This window comes from Streptomyces sp. NPDC044002 (assembly GCF_056434525.1).
The window spans coordinates 186,703-205,079 of sequence record NZ_JBWKEZ010000004.1; the positions used below are offsets into that span (position 1 = coordinate 186,703).

4 protein-coding genes are annotated in these 18,377 nt (G+C 74.2%); all 4 read left to right on the plus strand.

Features of this window, described 5'->3' with window-relative positions:
* The 4 genes from pabB to AC07A6_RS04770 all read left to right on the plus strand — a co-directional run bounded on the left by pabB (position 1) and on the right by AC07A6_RS04770 (position 18,368).
* Positions 1-2,172, plus strand: a complete 2,172-nt coding sequence (gene pabB, locus AC07A6_RS04755) for an aminodeoxychorismate synthase component I (protein WP_478776072.1) — start codon at positions 1-3, stop codon at positions 2,170-2,172.
* Entirely contained in the window at positions 2,169-4,532 is a 2,364-nt protein-coding gene (locus tag AC07A6_RS04760; protein WP_478776073.1) for a glycoside hydrolase family 3 protein, read from the plus strand. Before pabB ends, AC07A6_RS04760 begins: the two co-directional genes overlap by 4 nt.
* Entirely contained in the window at positions 4,529-5,719 is a 1,191-nt protein-coding gene (locus tag AC07A6_RS04765) for a 4-hydroxybenzoate 3-monooxygenase (protein ID WP_478776074.1), read from the plus strand. Before AC07A6_RS04760 ends, AC07A6_RS04765 begins: the two co-directional genes overlap by 4 nt.
* 70 nt (positions 5,720-5,789) lie before the next feature.
* A complete protein-coding gene (locus tag AC07A6_RS04770) occupies positions 5,790-18,368 on the plus strand; it encodes an SDR family NAD(P)-dependent oxidoreductase (protein ID WP_478776075.1) in 12,579 nt (4,192 codons plus the stop codon).
* The last annotated feature ends 9 nt before the right edge of the window (positions 18,369-18,377 follow it).

Here is an 18,377-nt window from a genome sequence, read left to right on the forward strand (position 1 = left end):
ATGCGGACCCTCCTCATCGACAACCACGACTCCTACACCTACAACCTGTTCCAGCTGCTGGCCGAAGTGAACGGCGAGGAACCCGTCGTCATCGCCAACGACGCGGCCGCCGTCGCCGACCTGGACCTCGACGCCTTCGACAACATCGTCATCTCGCCCGGGCCCGGCCACCCGGCCCGCTCCCGCGACTTCGGCGTCTCCCGGGACGTCCTCGTCAAGGCGAGCGTCCCCGTCCTCGGCGTCTGCCTCGGCCACCAGGGGCTCGCCGTGTGGGCGGGCGGCGAGGTCGTCCCCGCCCCCGTACCCGTCCACGGCGAGGTCGCCCGGGTCCGGCACGACGGGGACGAGCTCTTCGCGGGCATCCCCGAGGAGTTCGGCGCCGTCCGCTACCACTCCCTGTGCGTGGCCCAGCCGCTGCCCTCCGACCTCCAGGCCACCGCCTGGTCCGAGGACGGCGTCGTCATGGCGCTGCGCCACCGGCTGATGCCCCGCTGGGGCGTGCAGTTCCACCCGGAGTCCATCGAGACCGAGTACGGCCGCCGGATGCTGGCCAACTTCCGGGACCTGACCCGCGCCGACCGCGCCGAGCGCACCGGCGGCCGCCCCGCCGCCACCGCACCCACCGCACTCGCCGAAGCCGCCCGCGCCCAGGCCGCGCCGGAGCCGCAGGACCGGCCCGCCGCCGCAGCAGGCGACCGTACGCACTACGCGCTCCACGTCACCGAACTCGACACCGCGGTCGACACCGAGACCGCGTTCGCCTCGCTCTTCGCCGGATCCCCGCACGCCTTCTGGCTCGACAGCGCCCGCGTCGAAGCCGGCCTGTCCCGGTTCTCCTTCCTCGGCGACGCCCGCGGCCCGCTCGCCGAAACCGTCCGCTACCGCGTCGACGACGGCGTCGTCGAGGTCGGCTCCGCCACCCCGGGCAGCCACCGCGAGTCCGTCTTCGACTACCTCCAGCGGGAACTCGCCCGCCGGGTCATCGACGCCCCGCCGCTGCCCTTCGACTTCACCGGAGGCTACGTCGGCTACTTCGGCTACGAACTGAAGGGCGACTGCGGATCCCCGAACCGGTACTCCGCCCCGACCCCGGACGCCGTCTGGATCTTCGCGGACCGGTTCCTCGCCGTCGACCACCAGGAGGGCCGCACCTACCTCCTCGCCCTCAGCACCGACCCGGCCACCGCCGACGCCGCCGCCCGCTGGCTCGCCGGCACCGCCGACGCCCTCACCCGGCAGGAACCCGCCCCGGCCCCCGCACCGGCCCCCGCCCCCGCCGGCGGCCCCGCGACATCAGTGGAACCCCGGCTCGCCCGCGGCCGCGACGCCTACGTCCAGGACGTCCTGCGCAGCCAGGAGTACCTGACCGCCGGCGAGAGCTACGAGATCTGCCTGACCAACGTGGCAGAGATCCCCGCCACCGACGACGGCTTCACCGCCTACCGCCGGCTGCGCCGCGCCAACCCCGCACCGTACGCCGCCTACCTGCGGCTCGACGGCACCGAAGTGGCCTGCTCCTCCCCGGAACGCTTCCTCAAGATCACCGCCGACCGGGTCGCCGAAGCCAAACCGATCAAGGGAACCGCCCCGCGCGGCGCCACCCCCGCCGAGGACGAGCGCACCCGCCGCGAACTCGTCGCCAGCGCCAAGACCCGCGCCGAGAACCTGATGATCGTCGACCTGATGCGCAACGACCTCGGACGCGTCTGCGAAGTCGGCTCCGTCCACGTCCCCGTCCTGATGGCCGCCGAAAGCTACACCACCGTCCACCAGCTCGTCTCCACCATCCGCGGCACCCTCAAGGACGACAACGACGCCATCGACTGCATCCGCGCCTGCTTCCCCGGCGGCTCCATGACCGGCGCCCCCAAACAGCGCACCCTGGAGATCATCGAGTCCCTGGAGGGCCGCGCCCGGGGCATCTACTCCGGCGCCATCGGCTACCTCTCCTGCAACGGGACCACCGACCTCAACATCGTCATCCGGACCATGGTCCTCGCCGACGGGCACTGGCGGATCGGTGCCGGCGGCGCCGTCGTGCTCGGCTCCGACCCCCACGACGAGTACGACGAAATGCTCCTCAAGGCCGACGCCCCCGCCCGCGCGCTGCTCCCGGCCCGCCCGGACACCACCCAGCCCGCCCCCGAACGAACCGGAAGTGACCAGCGATGACCCCGCAGACCCCCGTCGACGTGACCGCCCTCGTCCAGGCCATGACCCTCGACGAGAAGCTCTCCTTCGTCCACGGCTCCGACGACCCCGAGGCACTCGGCCAGTCCGGCTACATCCCCGGCGTCCCCCGCCTCGGCATCCCGGAACTGCGCATGACCGACGGCCCCGCCGGCGTCCGCATGAAGCGCAAGACCACCACCGCGCTGCCCGCCCCCATCGCACTGTCCTGCACCTTCGACGAGGAACTCGCCGCCCGCTACGGCGAGTACCTCGGCCACGAAGCCCGCGCCAAGCGCCAGGACGTCCTCATCGGCCCGATGCTCAACGTGCTGCGCCAGCCCTTCGGCGGCCGCAACTTCGAGCTGTACGGCGAGGACCCGCTCCTGGTCACCGCCATCGGCACCGCCGTCGTCAACGGGATCCAGTCCCAGGGCGTCATCGCCATGCCCAAGCACTTCGCGGCGAACAACCAGGAAGAGAACCGGATGGCCGTCGACACCGTCGTCGACGAACGCACCCTCCGCGAAATCGAGTTCCCCGCCTTCGAGGCCGCCGTCCGGGCCGGCGCCGGCGCGTTCATGGGCGCCACCAACGGCGTCAACGGCCACCCCAGCTGCCAGAACGAGACCCTCCTCACCACCGTCCTGCGCGACGAGTGGGGCTTCGAGGGCTGGGTCATGTCCGACTGGGACGCCGTCCACGACACCGCCGCCATCGAAGCCGGCCTCGACCAGGAGATGCCCGACGGCGCCCACCTCGGCGAGCCCCTGCGCGAGGCCATCGCCGAAGGCCGGATCGACGAAGCCGTCCTGGACCGCGCCGTCGCCCGCATCGTCGGCCAGATGGCCCGCTTCGGCCTCATCGGCAACGACACCCCCCGCCCCGCCGCCACCCGCGACGCCGAGCGCGGCCGGGCCCTCGCCCTCGAAGTCGCCACCAACGGCTCCGTCCTCCTGCACAACCCCCGGGGCGTCCTGCCGCTGTCCGCCGACAAGCTCACCGAGCCCGGCCCCGCCGCACACGGCCTCGCCGTCATCGGCCGCCCCGCCACCGTCCCCAAGACCGCCGGCGTCGGCAGCGCCCTCGTCGTCCCCGAGCACGCCGCCACCCCCCTCGACGTCCTGCGCACCCGCCTCGGCGACGACGCCGTCGAGTTCCGCATCGGCGAGGACCCGGCCGGCCGCCCCATCCCGGAATCCGCGCTCGTCCCCGCCTTCCGCGAGGGCGAGGTCCCCGCCGGCCCCTCCACCGAGCCCGACTACTTCTACGAGGGCGAACTGACCATCGAGACGGAGGGCCGCTACCGCATCGCCGTCACCGCACTCGGCGGCTACGCGGCCATCGACCTCGAAGGCCACCCCCGCGTCTTCGCCGGCAGCTCCTTCGGCGACACCGCAGGCCTCACCGTCGACCTCCTCCCCGGCACCTACAAGCTCGTCCTCTCCGCCCTCCCGATGCCCGGCAACCCCGTCCACCTCACCCTCGGCTGGGTCACCCCCCAGCAGGCCCAGGCCGACATCGACGAAGCCGCCGAAGCCGCCCGCGGCGCCCGCGCCGCCATCGTCTTCGCCTACGACGAGCTCGCCGAACTCATCGACCGCCCCGCCCTCCCCCTGCCCGGCCTCCAGGACACCCTGATCTCCGCCGTCGCCAAGGCCAACCCCAACACCGTCGTCGTCCTCAACACCGGCTCCTCCCCGACGATGCCCTGGCTGGACGACGTCGCCGCCGTCCTCGACGTCTGGTACCCCGGCGAGGCGGGTGCCGAGGCCACCGACGCCCTCCTGTTCGGCGACGCCAACCCCAGCGGCAAGCTCACCCAGAGCTTCCCTGTGGACGCCGACCACACCTCCGTCGCCGGAGACCCCCTGCGCTACCCCGGCGTCGACGGCCGCGTCGAATACCAGGAGGGCATCTTCGTCGGCTACCGCTGGCACGACGAGCACGCCGTCGCCCCCCTGTTCCCCTTCGGCCACGGCCTCAGCTACACCACCTTCGGCTACGAGGACCTCCGCCTCACCGCCCAGGGCCGCGAACTCAAGGTCACCTGCACCCTGCGCAACACCGGCGACCGGGCCGGCCGCGAAACCGTCCAGGTCTACCTCGGCAGCAGCCCCGACGTCACCGCCCCCCAGGCCCCCAAGGCCCTCGCCGGCTACGCCACCGCCCACCTGGAGCCCGGCGCGACCACCACCGTGGACATCGTCCTCGACGCCCGCCGCTTCGAGTACTGGAACACCGACACCGGCACCTGGACCGTTGCCGCCGGCCCGCGCACCGTCTCCGTCGGCCGCTCCTCCGCCGACCTCCCCCTCACCGCCACCGTCCACGTCGACCCGGCCGGAACGGTGAGCCCGTGACCCCGGCCCCCCAGCGGATCCACACCCCCGTCTGCGTCATCGGCGCCGGCCCCGCCGGCCTGCTGCTGGCCCGGCTCCTCGAACTGAGCGGCATCGACTGCGTCGTCCTCGAACGCCGCAGCCGCGACCACGTCGAACGCCGCGTCCGCGCCGGCCTCCTGGAACAGGGCACCGTCGAAGCCCTCCGCCGGGCCGGCGCCGCCGAACGCCTCGACCGGGAAGGACTCGTCCACGAAGGCTTCGAACTCCGCCTCGAAGGCGACGTCTACCGCCTGCCCTTCACCAAGCTCACCGGCCAGTCCGTGTGGATGTACGGACAGCAGGAAGTCGTCAAGGACCTCATCGCCGCCCGCACCGCGAGCGGCGGAGCACTCCACTTCGACGCCGACGACGTCCGCGTGGACCGGCTCGCCGGCGACGGCGCCACCGTCACCTGCACCCTCGACGGCCGCCCCACCGAGATCACCTGCGACTTCGTCGCCGGCTGCGACGGCTTCCACGGCGTCAGCCGCACCGCCGTCCCCGCCGCCGCCCTCACCACCAGCACCCACACCCACCCCTACGCCTGGCTGGGCATCCTCGCCGCCGCCCCGCCCATGACCCCCGAACTCGTCTACGCCACCGGCGAGCGCGGCTTCGCCCTCCAGAGCATGCGCTCCAGCACCGTCAGCCGCCTCTACCTCCAGGTCCCGCCCGGCGAAACCGCCGACACCCGCACCGACGAGGAGATCTGGGCCGAACTCGACCTGCGCCTCGCCGGCGGCAACGGAGCCCTCCCCACCGGCCCGGTACTCGAACGCACCCTCGTCCCCCTGCGCAGCTTCCTCTGCGAACCCATGCAGCACGGACGCCTCTTCCTCCTCGGCGACGCGGCACACATCGTCCCGCCCAGCGCCGCCAAGGGACTCAACCTGGCCGTCGCCGACGCCGAACTCCTCGCCGGAGCCCTCGCCGTCTGGTACGGCACCGGCCGCCGCGACGCCCTCGACGCGTACTCGGCCACCGCCCTGCGCCGCGCCTGGCTCGGCCAGGAGTTCTCCCGCTGGATGACCGACCTGCTGCACACCGGCCCCGGCGACACCCCCTTCGACCGAGGCCTGCGCCGGGCGCGCTTCGACCACCTGACCGGCTCCACTGCCGCGGCGACCGACTTCGCCGAGCAGTACGTGGGCCAGTCGCGACGCTGACGGCCACCCCCGCCCGGTCCGCCGCCGGGGGCAGCCTCTTCGACCTGATCAACGGGAGTTCCGGAACGTCATGACAAACGAAGAAAAGATGCTCGACCACCTCCGGTGGATGACGGCCGAACTCCACCAGACCCGGGAGCGGCTGCGGTCCGCCGAAGAACCCGAACCGGTCGCGATCGTGTCGATGAGCTGCCGCTACCCCGGCGGCGTCAGCACCCCCGAAGACCTGTGGCAGCTCGTCGCCGAAGGCCGCGACGCCGTGGCCGGCTTCCCGGCCGACCGCGGCTGGGACCTCGACGCCGTCTACCACCCCGACCCCGACCACCAGGGCACCAGCTACGTCCGCGACGGCGGCTTCCTCGCCGGCGCCGCCGACTTCGACGCCGCCTTCTTCGGGATCTCCCCCCGCGAAGCCCTCGCCATGGACCCCCAGCAGCGCCTTCTCCTGGAAACCGCCTGGGAGGCCTTCGAACGCGCCGGCCTCGACCCCACCTCGCTGCGCGGCAGCCGCACCGGCGTCTTCGCCGGCGTCATGCACCACGACTACGCCGCCAACCCCGGCGACCTGCCCGAAGGCGTCGAGGTGTACCTCGGCAGCGGCAACGCCGGCAGCGTCGCCTCCGGCCGCGTCTCCTACGTCCTCGGCCTCGAAGGCCCCGCCGTCACCATCGACACGGCCTGCTCCTCCTCCCTCGTCGCCCTCCACCTCGCCGCCCAGGCCCTCCGCCAGGGCGAATGCACCATGGCCCTCGCCGGCGGCGTCACCGTCATGGCCGACCCCGGCCTGTTCGTCGACTTCAGCCAGCAGCGCGGCCTCGCCCCCGACGGCCGCTGCAAGCCCTTCGCCGCCGCCGCCGACGGCACCGGCTGGGGCGAAGGCGCCGGCCTCCTCCTGCTCGAACGCCTCTCCGACGCACACCGCAACGGACACCCCGTCCTCGCCGTCATCCGCGGCTCCGCCGTCAACCAGGACGGCGCCAGCAGCGGCCTCACCGTCCCCAACGGCCCCTCCCAGCAGCGCGTCATCCGCCAGGCCCTGGAACAGGCCCGCCTCACCGCCCGCGACGTCGACGCCGTCGAAGCCCACGGCACCGGCACCACCCTCGGCGACCCCATCGAAGCCCAGGCCCTCCTCGCCACCTACGGCCAGGACCGCACCCCCGACGACCAGCCGCTCCTGCTCGGCTCCGTCAAGTCCAACCTCGGCCACACCCAGGCCGCCGCCGGTGTCGCCGGCGTCATCAAGATGGTCGAGGCCATGCGCCACGGCATCCTCCCCAAGACCCTCCACGTCGACGAACCCACCCCGCACGTCGACTGGACCGCCGGAGCGGTCTCCCTCCTCACCGAGAACACCGACTGGCCCCGGACCGGCGCACCCCGCCGCGCCGCCGTCTCCTCCTTCGGCATCAGCGGCACCAACGCCCACCTCATCCTCGAACGGCCCGAACCCCCCACCCCCGACGAGGAACCGCCGACCACCCCCGCCCCGCACCCTCCGGTCGCGGCCTGGCCCCTCTCCGCCCGCGGCCCCGAAGCACTCCGCGCCCAGGCCCGCAAACTCCTGGACCACACCACCCCTGGCGCCCCCCTCGCCGACACCGGCCACACCCTCGCCACCGCCCGCGCCGCCCTCACCCACCGCGCCGTCGTCCTCGGCACCACCACCGGCGAACTCCACGCCGGCCTGCGCGCCCTCGCCGACGGCACCCCCGCCGACAACCTCGTCCACGGCACCGCCCGCCCCGACCCCCGCACCGCGTTCCTCTTCACCGGCCAGGGCGCCCAACGGCCCGGCATGGGACGCGAACTGCACGCCGCCTACCCCGTCTTCGCCGAGGCCTTCGACCAGGCCTGCGCCCACCTCGACCGCTACTTCGACACCCCCGTACGCGACGTCGTCTTCGACGGCTCCCCGCTCCTCGACCGCACCGAATACACCCAGGCCGCCCTCTTCGCCCTCGAAACGGCCCTCTACCGCCTCGCCGAGAGCCACGGCCTGCGCCCCGACTTCCTCCTCGGCCACTCGGTCGGCGAACTCGTCGCCGCACACGTCTCCGGCATGCTCCCGCTCGCCGACGCCGCCGCACTCGTCGCCGCCCGCGGCCGGCTCATGCAGTCCCTGCCCGAAGGCGGCGCCATGGTCGCCGTCGAAGCCGCCGAGGAAGAGGTCCGTCCGATCCTCACCCCCGGCGTCGACATCGCCGCCGTCAACGGACCCCGCTCCGTGGTCCTCTCCGGCACCGAGACCGCCGTACTCGACGCCGCAGCCCGCCTCACCGCCGCCGGCCACCGCACCAAGCGCCTCAAGGTCAGCCACGCCTTCCACTCCCTGCTGATGGAACCGATGCTCGACCGGTTCCGCGCCGTCGTCGCCCGCCTGGACTTCCGCCCGCCCGCCGTCCCCGTCGTCTCCAACGTCACCGGCCGCATCGCCACCGCCGAAGAACTCGCCACCCCCGAGTACTGGGTGCGCCACGTCCGCCAGGCCGTGCGCTTCCACGACGGCGTCCGCACCCTCGCGGACCAGGGCGTCACCACCTTCGTGGAACTCGGCCCCGACGGAGTCCTCACCGCCATGGGGCAGAACTGCCTCGACGAGGACACCGGCATCCGCTGGAGCACCACCCTGCGCCGCGACCAGCCCGAGCCGGCCGCCTTCACCCGAGCCGTCGCCGAGGCCCACACCCAGGGCGTCACCGTCGACTGGGACGCCCTCTTCCCCGGCGCCCGGCGCGCCGACCTGCCCACGTACGCCTTCCAGCGCGAGCGGTACTGGCTGCGGAGCGGCGGCGCCGCCGGCGACGTCACCTCGGCCGGCCTGGACGCCGCCGGCCACCCCCTCCTCGGCGCGATGGTGACCGTCGCCGCCTCCGACGACCTCCTCTTCACCGGCCGCCTCTCACTGACCGCACAGCCCTGGCTGGCCGACCACGCCGTGGCCGGCACGGTCCTGCTGCCCGGCACCGCCCTCGTGGAGCTCGCGGTCCGGGCCGGCGACCAGGTCGGCTGCCCGCACCTGGAGGAACTCACCCTGGAAGCCCCCCTCGTCCTGCCCGGACGCGGCGCCGTCCAGGTCCAGCTCGCCGTGGGCCCCGCCGGCCCGGACGGCCGGCGCACGGTCACCACGTACGCCCGCCACGAGGACGGCCCCTGGACCCGGCACGCCGAGGGCGTCCTCGCCCCCGCCGCCCCCGCCCCCACCGACCCCCTCCCCGGCGCGACCTGGCCCCCCGCCGGAGCCGAAGCCGTCGACCTGGACCCCTTCTACACCCGCCTCGCCGACTCCGGATTCGCCTACGGACCGGCGTTCCAGGGCCTGCGCGCGGCCTGGCGGCTCGGCGACGAGGTCTACGCCGAGGTCGGCCTCGACCGCGACCAGCAGGAGGCCGCGGGCCGCTTCGGCCTCCACCCCGCCCTCCTCGACGCCGCCCTCCAGGCGGCCGGCGTCGGCACCCTCCTCCCCGACAGCGGCGAGGCCCGCCTGCCGTTCGCCTGGCGCGACGTCGCCCTCCACGCCGCCGGCGCCCGCACCCTGCGCGTCCGGCTGACCCCGGCCGGCGAGGACGCCGTCGCCCTGACCGCCACCGACGAGTCCGGCCTCCCGGTGGTCACCATCGCCTCCCTCACCCTGCGCCCGATCACCCCGGGCGCACTGACCCGGCCCGCCGACACCCTCTTCGCGCTGGACTGGGCGGCTGCTTCGGCGGCCTCGGCGGGCGAGCCGCTGCCCGCGGGCGTGGCGTGCGAGGTGGACACCTCCGCCGGGGTACGCGCGGCCCTGGGCCAGGCCCTGGAAGTGCTCCAGAACGCCCTGGCGAGCCCGGCGGACGAGCGCGTGGTGTTCGTGACCCGCGGTGCCGTGGGCGATGAGGTGCGCGACCTGGCGGGTGCGGCGGTGTGGGGTCTGGTGCGTTCGGCGCAGTCGGAACACCCGGGCCGTTTCCACCTCCTGGACCTGGAGGAGGCCGTCGACCCGGCCCCCTACCTCACCTGCGCGGAACCGCAGGCGGCGGTGCGCGGGGGAGCGGTCCGCGTCCCGCGCCTGACACGGGCGTCCGCTCCCACCTCCGCCGGCCTGTCCTTCACCGAAGGCGGCACGGTCCTGGTCACCGGCGGCACCGGAACCCTGGGCCGGGCCGTGGCCCGCCACCTGGTCACCGCACACGGCGTCCGCCGGCTCCTGCTGGCCAGCCGCTCCGGCGGCGCCGAGGACCTGGTCGCGGAACTGTCCGACCTGGGCGCCTCGGTGACGGTCGCCGCCTGCGACGTCGCCGACCGCGACGCCCTGGCCGCCCTCCTGGCCGAGGTCCCCACCGACCACCCCCTCACCGCCGTCATCCACACGGCCGGTGTGGTGGACGACGCGACGATCGAGTCCCTCACCCCGGAGCGCATCGACACGGTCCTGCGCCCCAAGACGGACGCCGCCCGCAACCTCCACGAACTCACCGCTGACCTCGGCCTGTCGGCGTTCGTCCTCTTCTCCTCCGCCGCCGGCCTGCTCGGCGCCCCCGGCCAGGGCAACTACGCCGCCGCCAACGCCTACCTCGACGCCCTGGCCCAGCACCGCCGCTCCCTCGGCCTGCCCGGCATCTCCCTCGCCTGGGGCCTGTGGGCCGAGCGCAGCGGCATGACCGGCGCCCTCGACGCCGGCGACGTCGACCGCATCAACCGCGGCGGCATGACCGCCCTCGCCACCGAAGAGGCCCTCGCCCTCCTCGACACCGCCCCCGCCCTCGACCGGGCCGTGCTGTTCCCCATGCGCCTCGACGTCAAGGCGCTCCCCACCGGCCCCTCCCTGTCGCCCGTCCTGCGCGGCCTTGCAACGGCCACCCCGCCGCGGCCGACCGCCGGCGCGGCACCCCGCACCGGGAGCTCCTCCCTCGGACAGCGGCTGGCCGGCCTGCCCGAAGCCCAGCAGACGCGCACCCTCCACGACCTGGTGGTCACCGAGGTGACCGCCGTACTCGGCCACCGCGCACCCGCCGCCCCGGAACCGACGCAGGTGTTCAAGGACCTCGGCTTCGACTCCCTGTCCGCCGTGGAACTGCGCAACCGGCTCAGCGCCGCCACCGGCCTGCGCCTGCCCGCCACCCTCATCTTCGACCAGCCGACCCCGGCCTCCCTCGTCGCCTACCTGAAGACGCGCCTCGTCGACACCCGCGACGCGTCGGCACCCGCCACCACGGCCGCCCCCCTGCCCGCCGACGAGCCGATCGCCATCGTCGGCATGAGCTGCCGCTTCCCCGGAGGCGTCCGCTCCCCCGAGGACCTGTGGCGCCTGGTGCTCTCCGGCGGCGACGCCATCGCCGACTTCCCCGCCGACCGCGGCTGGGACATCGACTCCCTCTACCACCCCGACCCCGCCCACGCCGGAACCTCGTACGTCCGCGAGGGCGGCTTCCTGGACGGGGCCGCCGAGTTCGACCCCGTGTTCTTCGGGATCTCCCCCCGCGAGGCCCTCGCCATGGACCCCCAGCAGCGGCTCCTGCTGGAGACCGCCTGGGAGACCTTCGAGAACGCCGGGATCGCCCCGACCGCCATGCGCGGCAGCCGCACCGGCGTCTTCACCGGCGTCATGTACCACGACTACGTCAACCTCCTCCACGACGAGGACGGCCTGGAGGGCTACGCGGGCAACGGCAGCGCCGGCAGCATCGCCTCCGGCCGCATCGCCTACACCCTGGGCCTCGAAGGCCCCGCGGTCACCGTCGACACGGCCTGCTCCTCCTCCCTGGTGTCCGTCCACCTGGCCGGCCAGGCACTGCGACAGGGCGAATGCACCATGGCCCTGGCCGGCGGCGTGACCGTCATGTCCAGCCCGAACACCTTCGTCGAGTTCAGCCGCCAGCGCGGCCTGGCCCCCGACGGCCGCTGCAAGCCCTTCGCCGCGGGCGCCGACGGCACCTCCTGGTCCGAGGGCGTCGGCATGGTCCTGCTCGAACGCCTCTCCGACGCACGGCGCAACGGGCACCAGGTGCTCGCCGTCGTGCAGGGCTCGGCAGTGAACCAGGACGGCGCCTCCAACGGCATGACCGCCCCCAACGGCCCCTCGCAGCAGCGCGTCATCGAACAGGCCCTGTCCACGGCCCGGCTGACGGCACGCCAGGTTGACGTGGTGGAAGCGCACGGCACGGGCACCACCCTCGGCGACCCGATCGAGGCCCAGGCCCTCCTCGCCACCTACGGGCAGGACCGGGCGGAGGACCGGCCGCTGCTGCTGGGCTCGGTCAAGTCGAACCTGGGCCACACCCAGGCCGCGGCGGGCATGGCCGGCGTCATCAAGTTGGTCATGGCGATGCGCCACGGAGTGGTGCCGATGACCCTGCACGTGGACGAGCCCACCCCGCACGTCGACTGGTCGGCGGGCGCGGTGCGCCTGCTGACGGAGACGGTGCCGTGGCCCGAGACGGGCCACCCGCGCCGCGCGGCCGTGTCCTCCTTCGGCATCAGCGGCACCAACGCCCACACCATCCTCCAGGAGGCCCCGCAGGAGCCCGGCCCCGCCGACTCCGACACCACCCCCGCCCCGGAACGCCCGGTGTGGCTGCTGTCGGGCCGTGACGCGGGGGCGGTTCGGGCCCAGGCGGGCCGGCTGCTGGAGCGGGTGTCGGGCGATGCGGAGCTGGACCCGGCCGACGTGGCCTTCTCGCTGGTGGCTTCGCGGGCCGCGCTGGGCAGCCGGGCGGCCGTGGTGGCCGGCGACCGTGATGGTCTGCTGGCCGGGCTGGAGGCCCTGGCCGAGGGCCGGTCGGCGTCGGGCGTGGCCGAGGGCGCGGTGTCCGGTGGGAAGTCCGCGTTCCTGTTCTCGGGGCAGGGCGCTCAGCGCCCGGGCATGGGCCGGGAACTGTACGAGGCGCAGCCGGTGTTCGCGGCGGCGTTCGACGAGGTGTGCGGTCACTTCGACCTGCCGCTGAAGGAGATCGTCTTCGGGGGCGGGGAGGAGGTCCACCGCACCGAGTACACCCAGCCGGCGCTGTTCGCCGTCGAGGTGGCGTTGTACCGGCTGGCGGAGTCGTTCGGTCTGCGTCCGGACTTCGTGGCCGGGCATTCGATCGGTGAGATCGCCGCCGCGCACGTGGCCGGGGTGCTTTCCCTCGCCGACGCTTCGGCTCTGGTCCGGGCCCGTGGCGCCCTGATGGGCGCCCTCCCGGAGGGCGGGGCGATGGTGTCGATCCGCGCCACCGAGGAGAAGATACGTCCGCTGCTGACGGCCGATGTCGACATCGCTGCCGTCAACGGCCCGCAGTCCGTGGTCATTTCCGGCGCCGAGCAGGCCGTCCTCGCGGTGGCCGCGCAGCTGGCCGAGCAGGGCCGCAAGACCAAGCGGCTCACGGTCTCGCACGCCTTCCACTCGCCCCTCATGGAACCGATGCTCGACGCGTTCCGCGAGGTCGCGGAATCCCTCACCCACTCCGCGCCCGAGATTCCGGTCGTCTCCAACGTCACCGGCGGGCAGATCACCGAGTTCACCGCCGAGTACTGGGTCGAGCACGTCCGCGCCGCCGTCCGCTTCGGCGACGGCGTCGCCCACCTCGCCTCCCAGGGCGTCGCCCACTTCCTGGAGCTCGGCCCGCAGGGCGTCCTCGCCGCCATGGCGGGGGAGTCCCTCCCGGACGACTTCTCGGGACTGCTCACCCCCGTCCTGCGCAAGGACCGCCCCGAGCCGGAGGCCTTCCTAGGCGCCCTCGCCGAGGCCTGGACCCGCGGCCTCCCCGTCGACTGGCTGCCGTACCTCCCCGGCCGCCGCGTCGACCTGCCCACGTACGCCTTCCAGCGCCAGCGCTACTGGCCCGGCACCGGCTACGCCCCCGCCGCACAGGCGGAACCGGCGTCGCCGCTGGCGAAGCGCCTGGAGGCGGCGGACGACCCGGCGCGGGTCCTGCTCGACCTGGTCCGCGACACCATCGCCACCGTCCTCGGACACGCCGCGCAGGAGACGGCCGACCCCGAGCGGGCCTTCCGCGACTTCGGCTTCGACTCGATGACCGCCGTGGAATTCCGCACCCGGCTCGGCACCGCGACCGGGCTGCCGCTGCCCGCGACCCTGGTCTACGACCACCCGACCCCGGCCGCGCTCGTGTCCCACCTCCACGCCGAGCTCCTCGGCGGAACCGGAACCGGAGCGGCCCGGGTGCGCCGCGTGGTCGGCAGCGACGAGCCCATCGCCATCGTCGGCATGAGCTGCCGCTTCCCCGGCGACGTCGGCTCCCCCGAGGACCTGTGGCGCCTCGTGGAGTCCGGGGCCGACGCGATCTCGCCCTTCCCGCGCGACAGGGGCTGGAACATCGGGGCGCTCTACGACCCGGACCCCGAGCACCAGGGCACCACCTACACCCAGCACGGCGGGTTCCTCCACGACGCGGCCGACTTCGACGCCGGCTTCTTCGGGATCTCCCCGCGCGAGGCCCTCGCCATGGACCCCCAGCAGCGCCTGCTGCTGGAGGTGGCGTGGGAGGCGTTCGAGCGTGCCGGAGTGACTCCCGCCGCGGCGCGCGGCAGCGGCACCGGCGTGTTCGTCGGCACCAACGGCCAGGACTACACGGCCCTGGTGTCGCAGTCCGCCGAGAGCCTGGAGGGCTACCTCGGCACGGGCGGCGCCGGCAGCGTCGCCTCCGGTCGCATCGCCTACGCCCTGGGCCTCGAAGGCCCGGCGCTGACCGTCGACACCGCGTGCTCCTCGTCGCTGGTGGCCCTGCACCTGGCGACGGAAGCCCTGCGGCGCGGCGAATGCGAACTGGCCCTGGCGGGCGGCGTGACCGTCATGTCGACCCCGCAGTCGTTCATCGACTTCAGCCGCCAGCGCGGCCTCTCGCCCGACGGCCGCTGCAAGCCGTTCGCGGCCGCCGCCGACGGCACGGGCTGGTCCGAGGGCGTCGGCATGCTCCTGGTGGAGCGGCTGTCCGACGCGCGCCGCAACGGCCACCAGGTCCTCGCGGTGATCCGCGGCAGCGCCGTCAACCAGGACGGTGCCTCCAACGGCCTGACCGCCCCCAACGGCCCCTCCCAGCAGCGCGTCATCCGCCAGGCCCTCGCCAACGCCGGCCTGACCGCCGACCAGGTCGACGCCGTCGAGGCGCACGGCACGGGCACCCCGCTCGGCGACCCGATCGAGGCGCAGGCGCTGCTGGCCACCTACGGCCAGGACCGCCCGGCGGACCAGCCGCTGCACCTGGGCTCCCTGAAGTCCAACATCGGCCACACCCAGGCCGCGGCCGGCGTCGGTGGCGTCATCAAGATGGTCATGGCGATGCGCCACGGCGTCCTGCCCCGCACCCTGCACGTGGACGAGCCCACTCCGCACGTGGACTGGGAGGCCGGCGCGGTCGCCCTCCTCACCGAGAGCACGGCCTGGCCGGAGACCGGCCGCCCGCGCCGCGCGGCCGTGTCCTCGTTCGGCATGAGCGGCACCAACGCCCACCTGGTGCTCGAACAGGGCCCGCTCGACACCCCGGACGAGGCCGCGCAGACCCCCGCCTCCCCGGCGCCGTGGCTGCTGTCCGCCGCGTCGGCGGAGGCACTGCGCGGGCAGGCCCGCCGCCTGCGCGACCACGTCGCGGACCGGCCGGCCTTCGACCCGGCCGCGGTCGGCCACGGCCTGGCCACGACCCGCGCCCTGTTCCCGCACCGGGCCGTCGTCACCGGAGCCGACCGCGCCGAGTACCTGAGCGCGCTCGACGCCGTGGCACGCGGCGAGGCGGACACCGACACCGTCCAGGCACCAGCCACGTCCGCGTTCCTGTTCTCGGGGCAGGGTGCGCAGCGTCCGGCCATGGGCCGTGAGCTGTACGAGGCGCAGCCGGTGTTCGCGGCGGCGTTCGACGAGGTGTGCGGTCACTTCGACTTCCCGCTGAAGGACCTGGTGTTCGGCGGTGGGGAGGAGGTCCACCGTACGGAGTTCACCCAGCCGGCGCTGTTCGCCGTCGAGGTGGCCTTGTACCGGCTGCTGGAGGCCTACGGCATCCGCCCGGACTTCGTCGCGGGCCACTCCATCGGTGAGATCGCGGCCGCGCACGTGGCCGGGGTCCTCTCCCTGGCCGACGCTTCGGCTCTGGTCCGGGCCCGTGGTGCGCTGATGGGTGCCCTGCCGGAGGGCGGGGCGATGGTGTCCGTCCAGGCGGCCGAGGAGGAGGTCCGTCCGCTGCTGTCGGCCGATGTCGACATTGCCGCGGTCAACGGCCCGCAGTCCGTGGTGATTTCGGGTGCGGAGGACGCCGTTCTGGCGGTGGCCGCGCAGCTGGCCGACCTGGGCCGCAAGACCAAGCGCCTGACGGTCTCGCACGCCTTCCACTCGCCCCTCATGGAACCGATGCTGGAGGCGTTCCGCGCGGTCGCCGAGACCCTGGCCTACTCCGAGCCCGCGATCCCGGTGGTCTCCGCCCTGACGACCGGTGACATGACCTCTCCGGACTACTGGGTGCGCCACGTCCGCGAGGCGGTCCGTTTCCACGACGCCATGCGGCAGCTGGAAGCCGCCGGGGTCGACACCTACCTCGAACTCGGCCCGGACGCCGTCCTGGCCGCCATGGGCCAGGCCTGCCTCGACGAGCCCGCCGCCCTCCTGCCCCTCATGCGCCGCGACCGCCCCGAGACGCGCACCCTGCTCGCAGCCCTCGGCCGCGCCCACGCGCGCGGGGTCGTTCTCGACCTGCCCGCCCTCTTCGGGGGCGCACCGGCGGCCCCCGCCGACCTGCCGACGTACGCCTTCCAGCACGAGCGGTACTGGCCGCGCATCGCGGAACAGCCCGCGGCCCCCAGCTGGCTCGTACCGCGACGCGGTACGGACGCCCTCGACGACCTCCTCTACCAGGTCACCTGGCAGCCGGTGGACGCGGCGCAGCCCGCCGTGCCCGGCCGGTGGCTGGTGGTGTCGGCGGAGGCGGGTGCGCTGTCGGCGCCGGGTGTGGTCGAGCTGGTCGCCGGTGGTCGTTCGCGTGGCGAGCTGGCCGAGGCGCTGTCGGGTGTCGGTGCGGTCGACGGTGTGGTGTCGCTGCTGGACGCGGCGGGATCGCTGTCGTTGGTGCAGGCGCTGGGTGATGCGGGCATCGGGGCCCGGTTGTGGTGTGTGACCCGTGGTGCGGTGTCGACCAGCGCCGCCGACCGTGTGGCGGATCCGGTTGCGGCGCAGGTGTGGGGTCTGGGCCGTGTGGCGGCGCTGGAGTTCGGCGAGCGCTGGGGCGGTCTGGTGGACGTCCCGCCGGTCCTGGACGAGGAGACCACGGCCAGGCTGTGGGCCGTCCTGTCGGGCGGTACCGGCGAAGACCAGCTCGCGGTGCGTGCCGAGGGCGTGTTCGCGCGTCGTCTGGTCCGTGCGCCCTTCGCTCCCGTGGTGGGGGAGGAGTGGCGGCCCGACGGTCCGGTGCTGGTGACCGGTGGTACGGGTGCGCTGGGCTCCCGGGTGGCCCGCTGGCTGGCTTCGGTGGGCGCGAAGGAGCTCGTGCTGACCAGCCGCAGGGGCTTGGAGGCTCCGGGTGCTGCCGAGCTGGTCGCCGAGCTCGCCGAGTCGGGCGTGACGGCGTCTGTCGCCGCGTGTGATGTGTCCGATCGGGACGCGGTGGCGAAGCTGCTGGTCGAGCACCCGGTGTCGGCCGTGTTCCACGCGGCGGGTGTGCTGGACGACGGTGTGCTGGACGGTCTGACCCCGGATCGTCTGGCGACGGTCCTCGGCCCGAAGGCGGATGCGGCGCTTCATCTGCACGAGCTGACGCGTGAGATGGGCTTGGACCTGTCGGCGTTCGTGTTGTTCTCGTCGTTCGCGGGCACGGTCGGTGGTGCGGGTCAGGGCAACTACGCGGCGGCGAACGCCTGTCTCGACGCCCTCGCCGAGCAGCGGCGGGCCGACGGACTGCCCGCCACCTCCATCGCCTGGGGCCCGTGGGCCGACAACGGCATGGCGGCGGACGAGACCGTCGCCGAACGGATGCGCCTGGCCGGCATGACCGGACTGCCCACCGCAACGGCCTTCGCCGCACTCGCCCGGGCCCTCGCCCACGGCGACGACACCCTGACGGTCATCGACGTTGACTGGCAGCGCTTCGCCCCGGGCTTCACCTCCGCCCGGCCGAGCCCGCTCCTCTCCGGCATCCCGGAAGCCGCCCGCCCCGCCGAACCGGACACCGCCGACGCCGGCCTCGCCGCACGTCTGGCGGCGCTTGCGACCGCCGCCGAGCGGACCGAGGTACTGCTCGACCTGGTCCGCACCCACGTGGCCGGCGTACTCGGCCACGGGTCGCCGCAGCGCGTGGGCGCCGACCAGCCGTTCAAGGGCATCGGGTTCGACTCCCTGACGGCGATCGAGCTCCGCAACCGGCTCGGCAGGGCCACCGGCCTGGCCCTGCCCGCCACCGCCGTCTTCGACCACCCCAACCCGGCCGCGCTCGCCGCGTACCTCCTCACCGAGCTGTGCGGGGACCTCGGCGACACCGACCCGGAGGAGGACCGGATCCGCCGGGCGCTCGCCTCGATGCCGCTCTCCCGGATCAGAGAGGCCGGCCTGCTGGAAGTGCTGCTGGACCTCGCCGGACTCGAAGCGGGCGGCGGCACGCAGGAAGCGGCGGCCGACCCGGACGACACGGCCCCGGAGGACATCGACGCGATGGACGCCGACGCCCTGATCCGTCTCGCCATGGACAACACGGACTCCTGACGGTCCGGG

Excerpts from the sequence above, each read along its gene's own strand:
- pabB (WP_478776072.1), top strand. The coding sequence starts at position 1 with ATGCGGACCCTCCTCATCGACAACCACGACTCCTACACCTACAACCTG.
- AC07A6_RS04770 (WP_478776075.1), top strand. The coding sequence starts at position 5,790 with ATGACAAACGAAGAAAAGATGCTCGACCACCTCCGGTGGATGACGGCC.
- AC07A6_RS04760 (WP_478776073.1), top strand. The coding sequence starts at position 2,169 with ATGACCCCGCAGACCCCCGTCGACGTGACCGCCCTCGTCCAGGCCATG.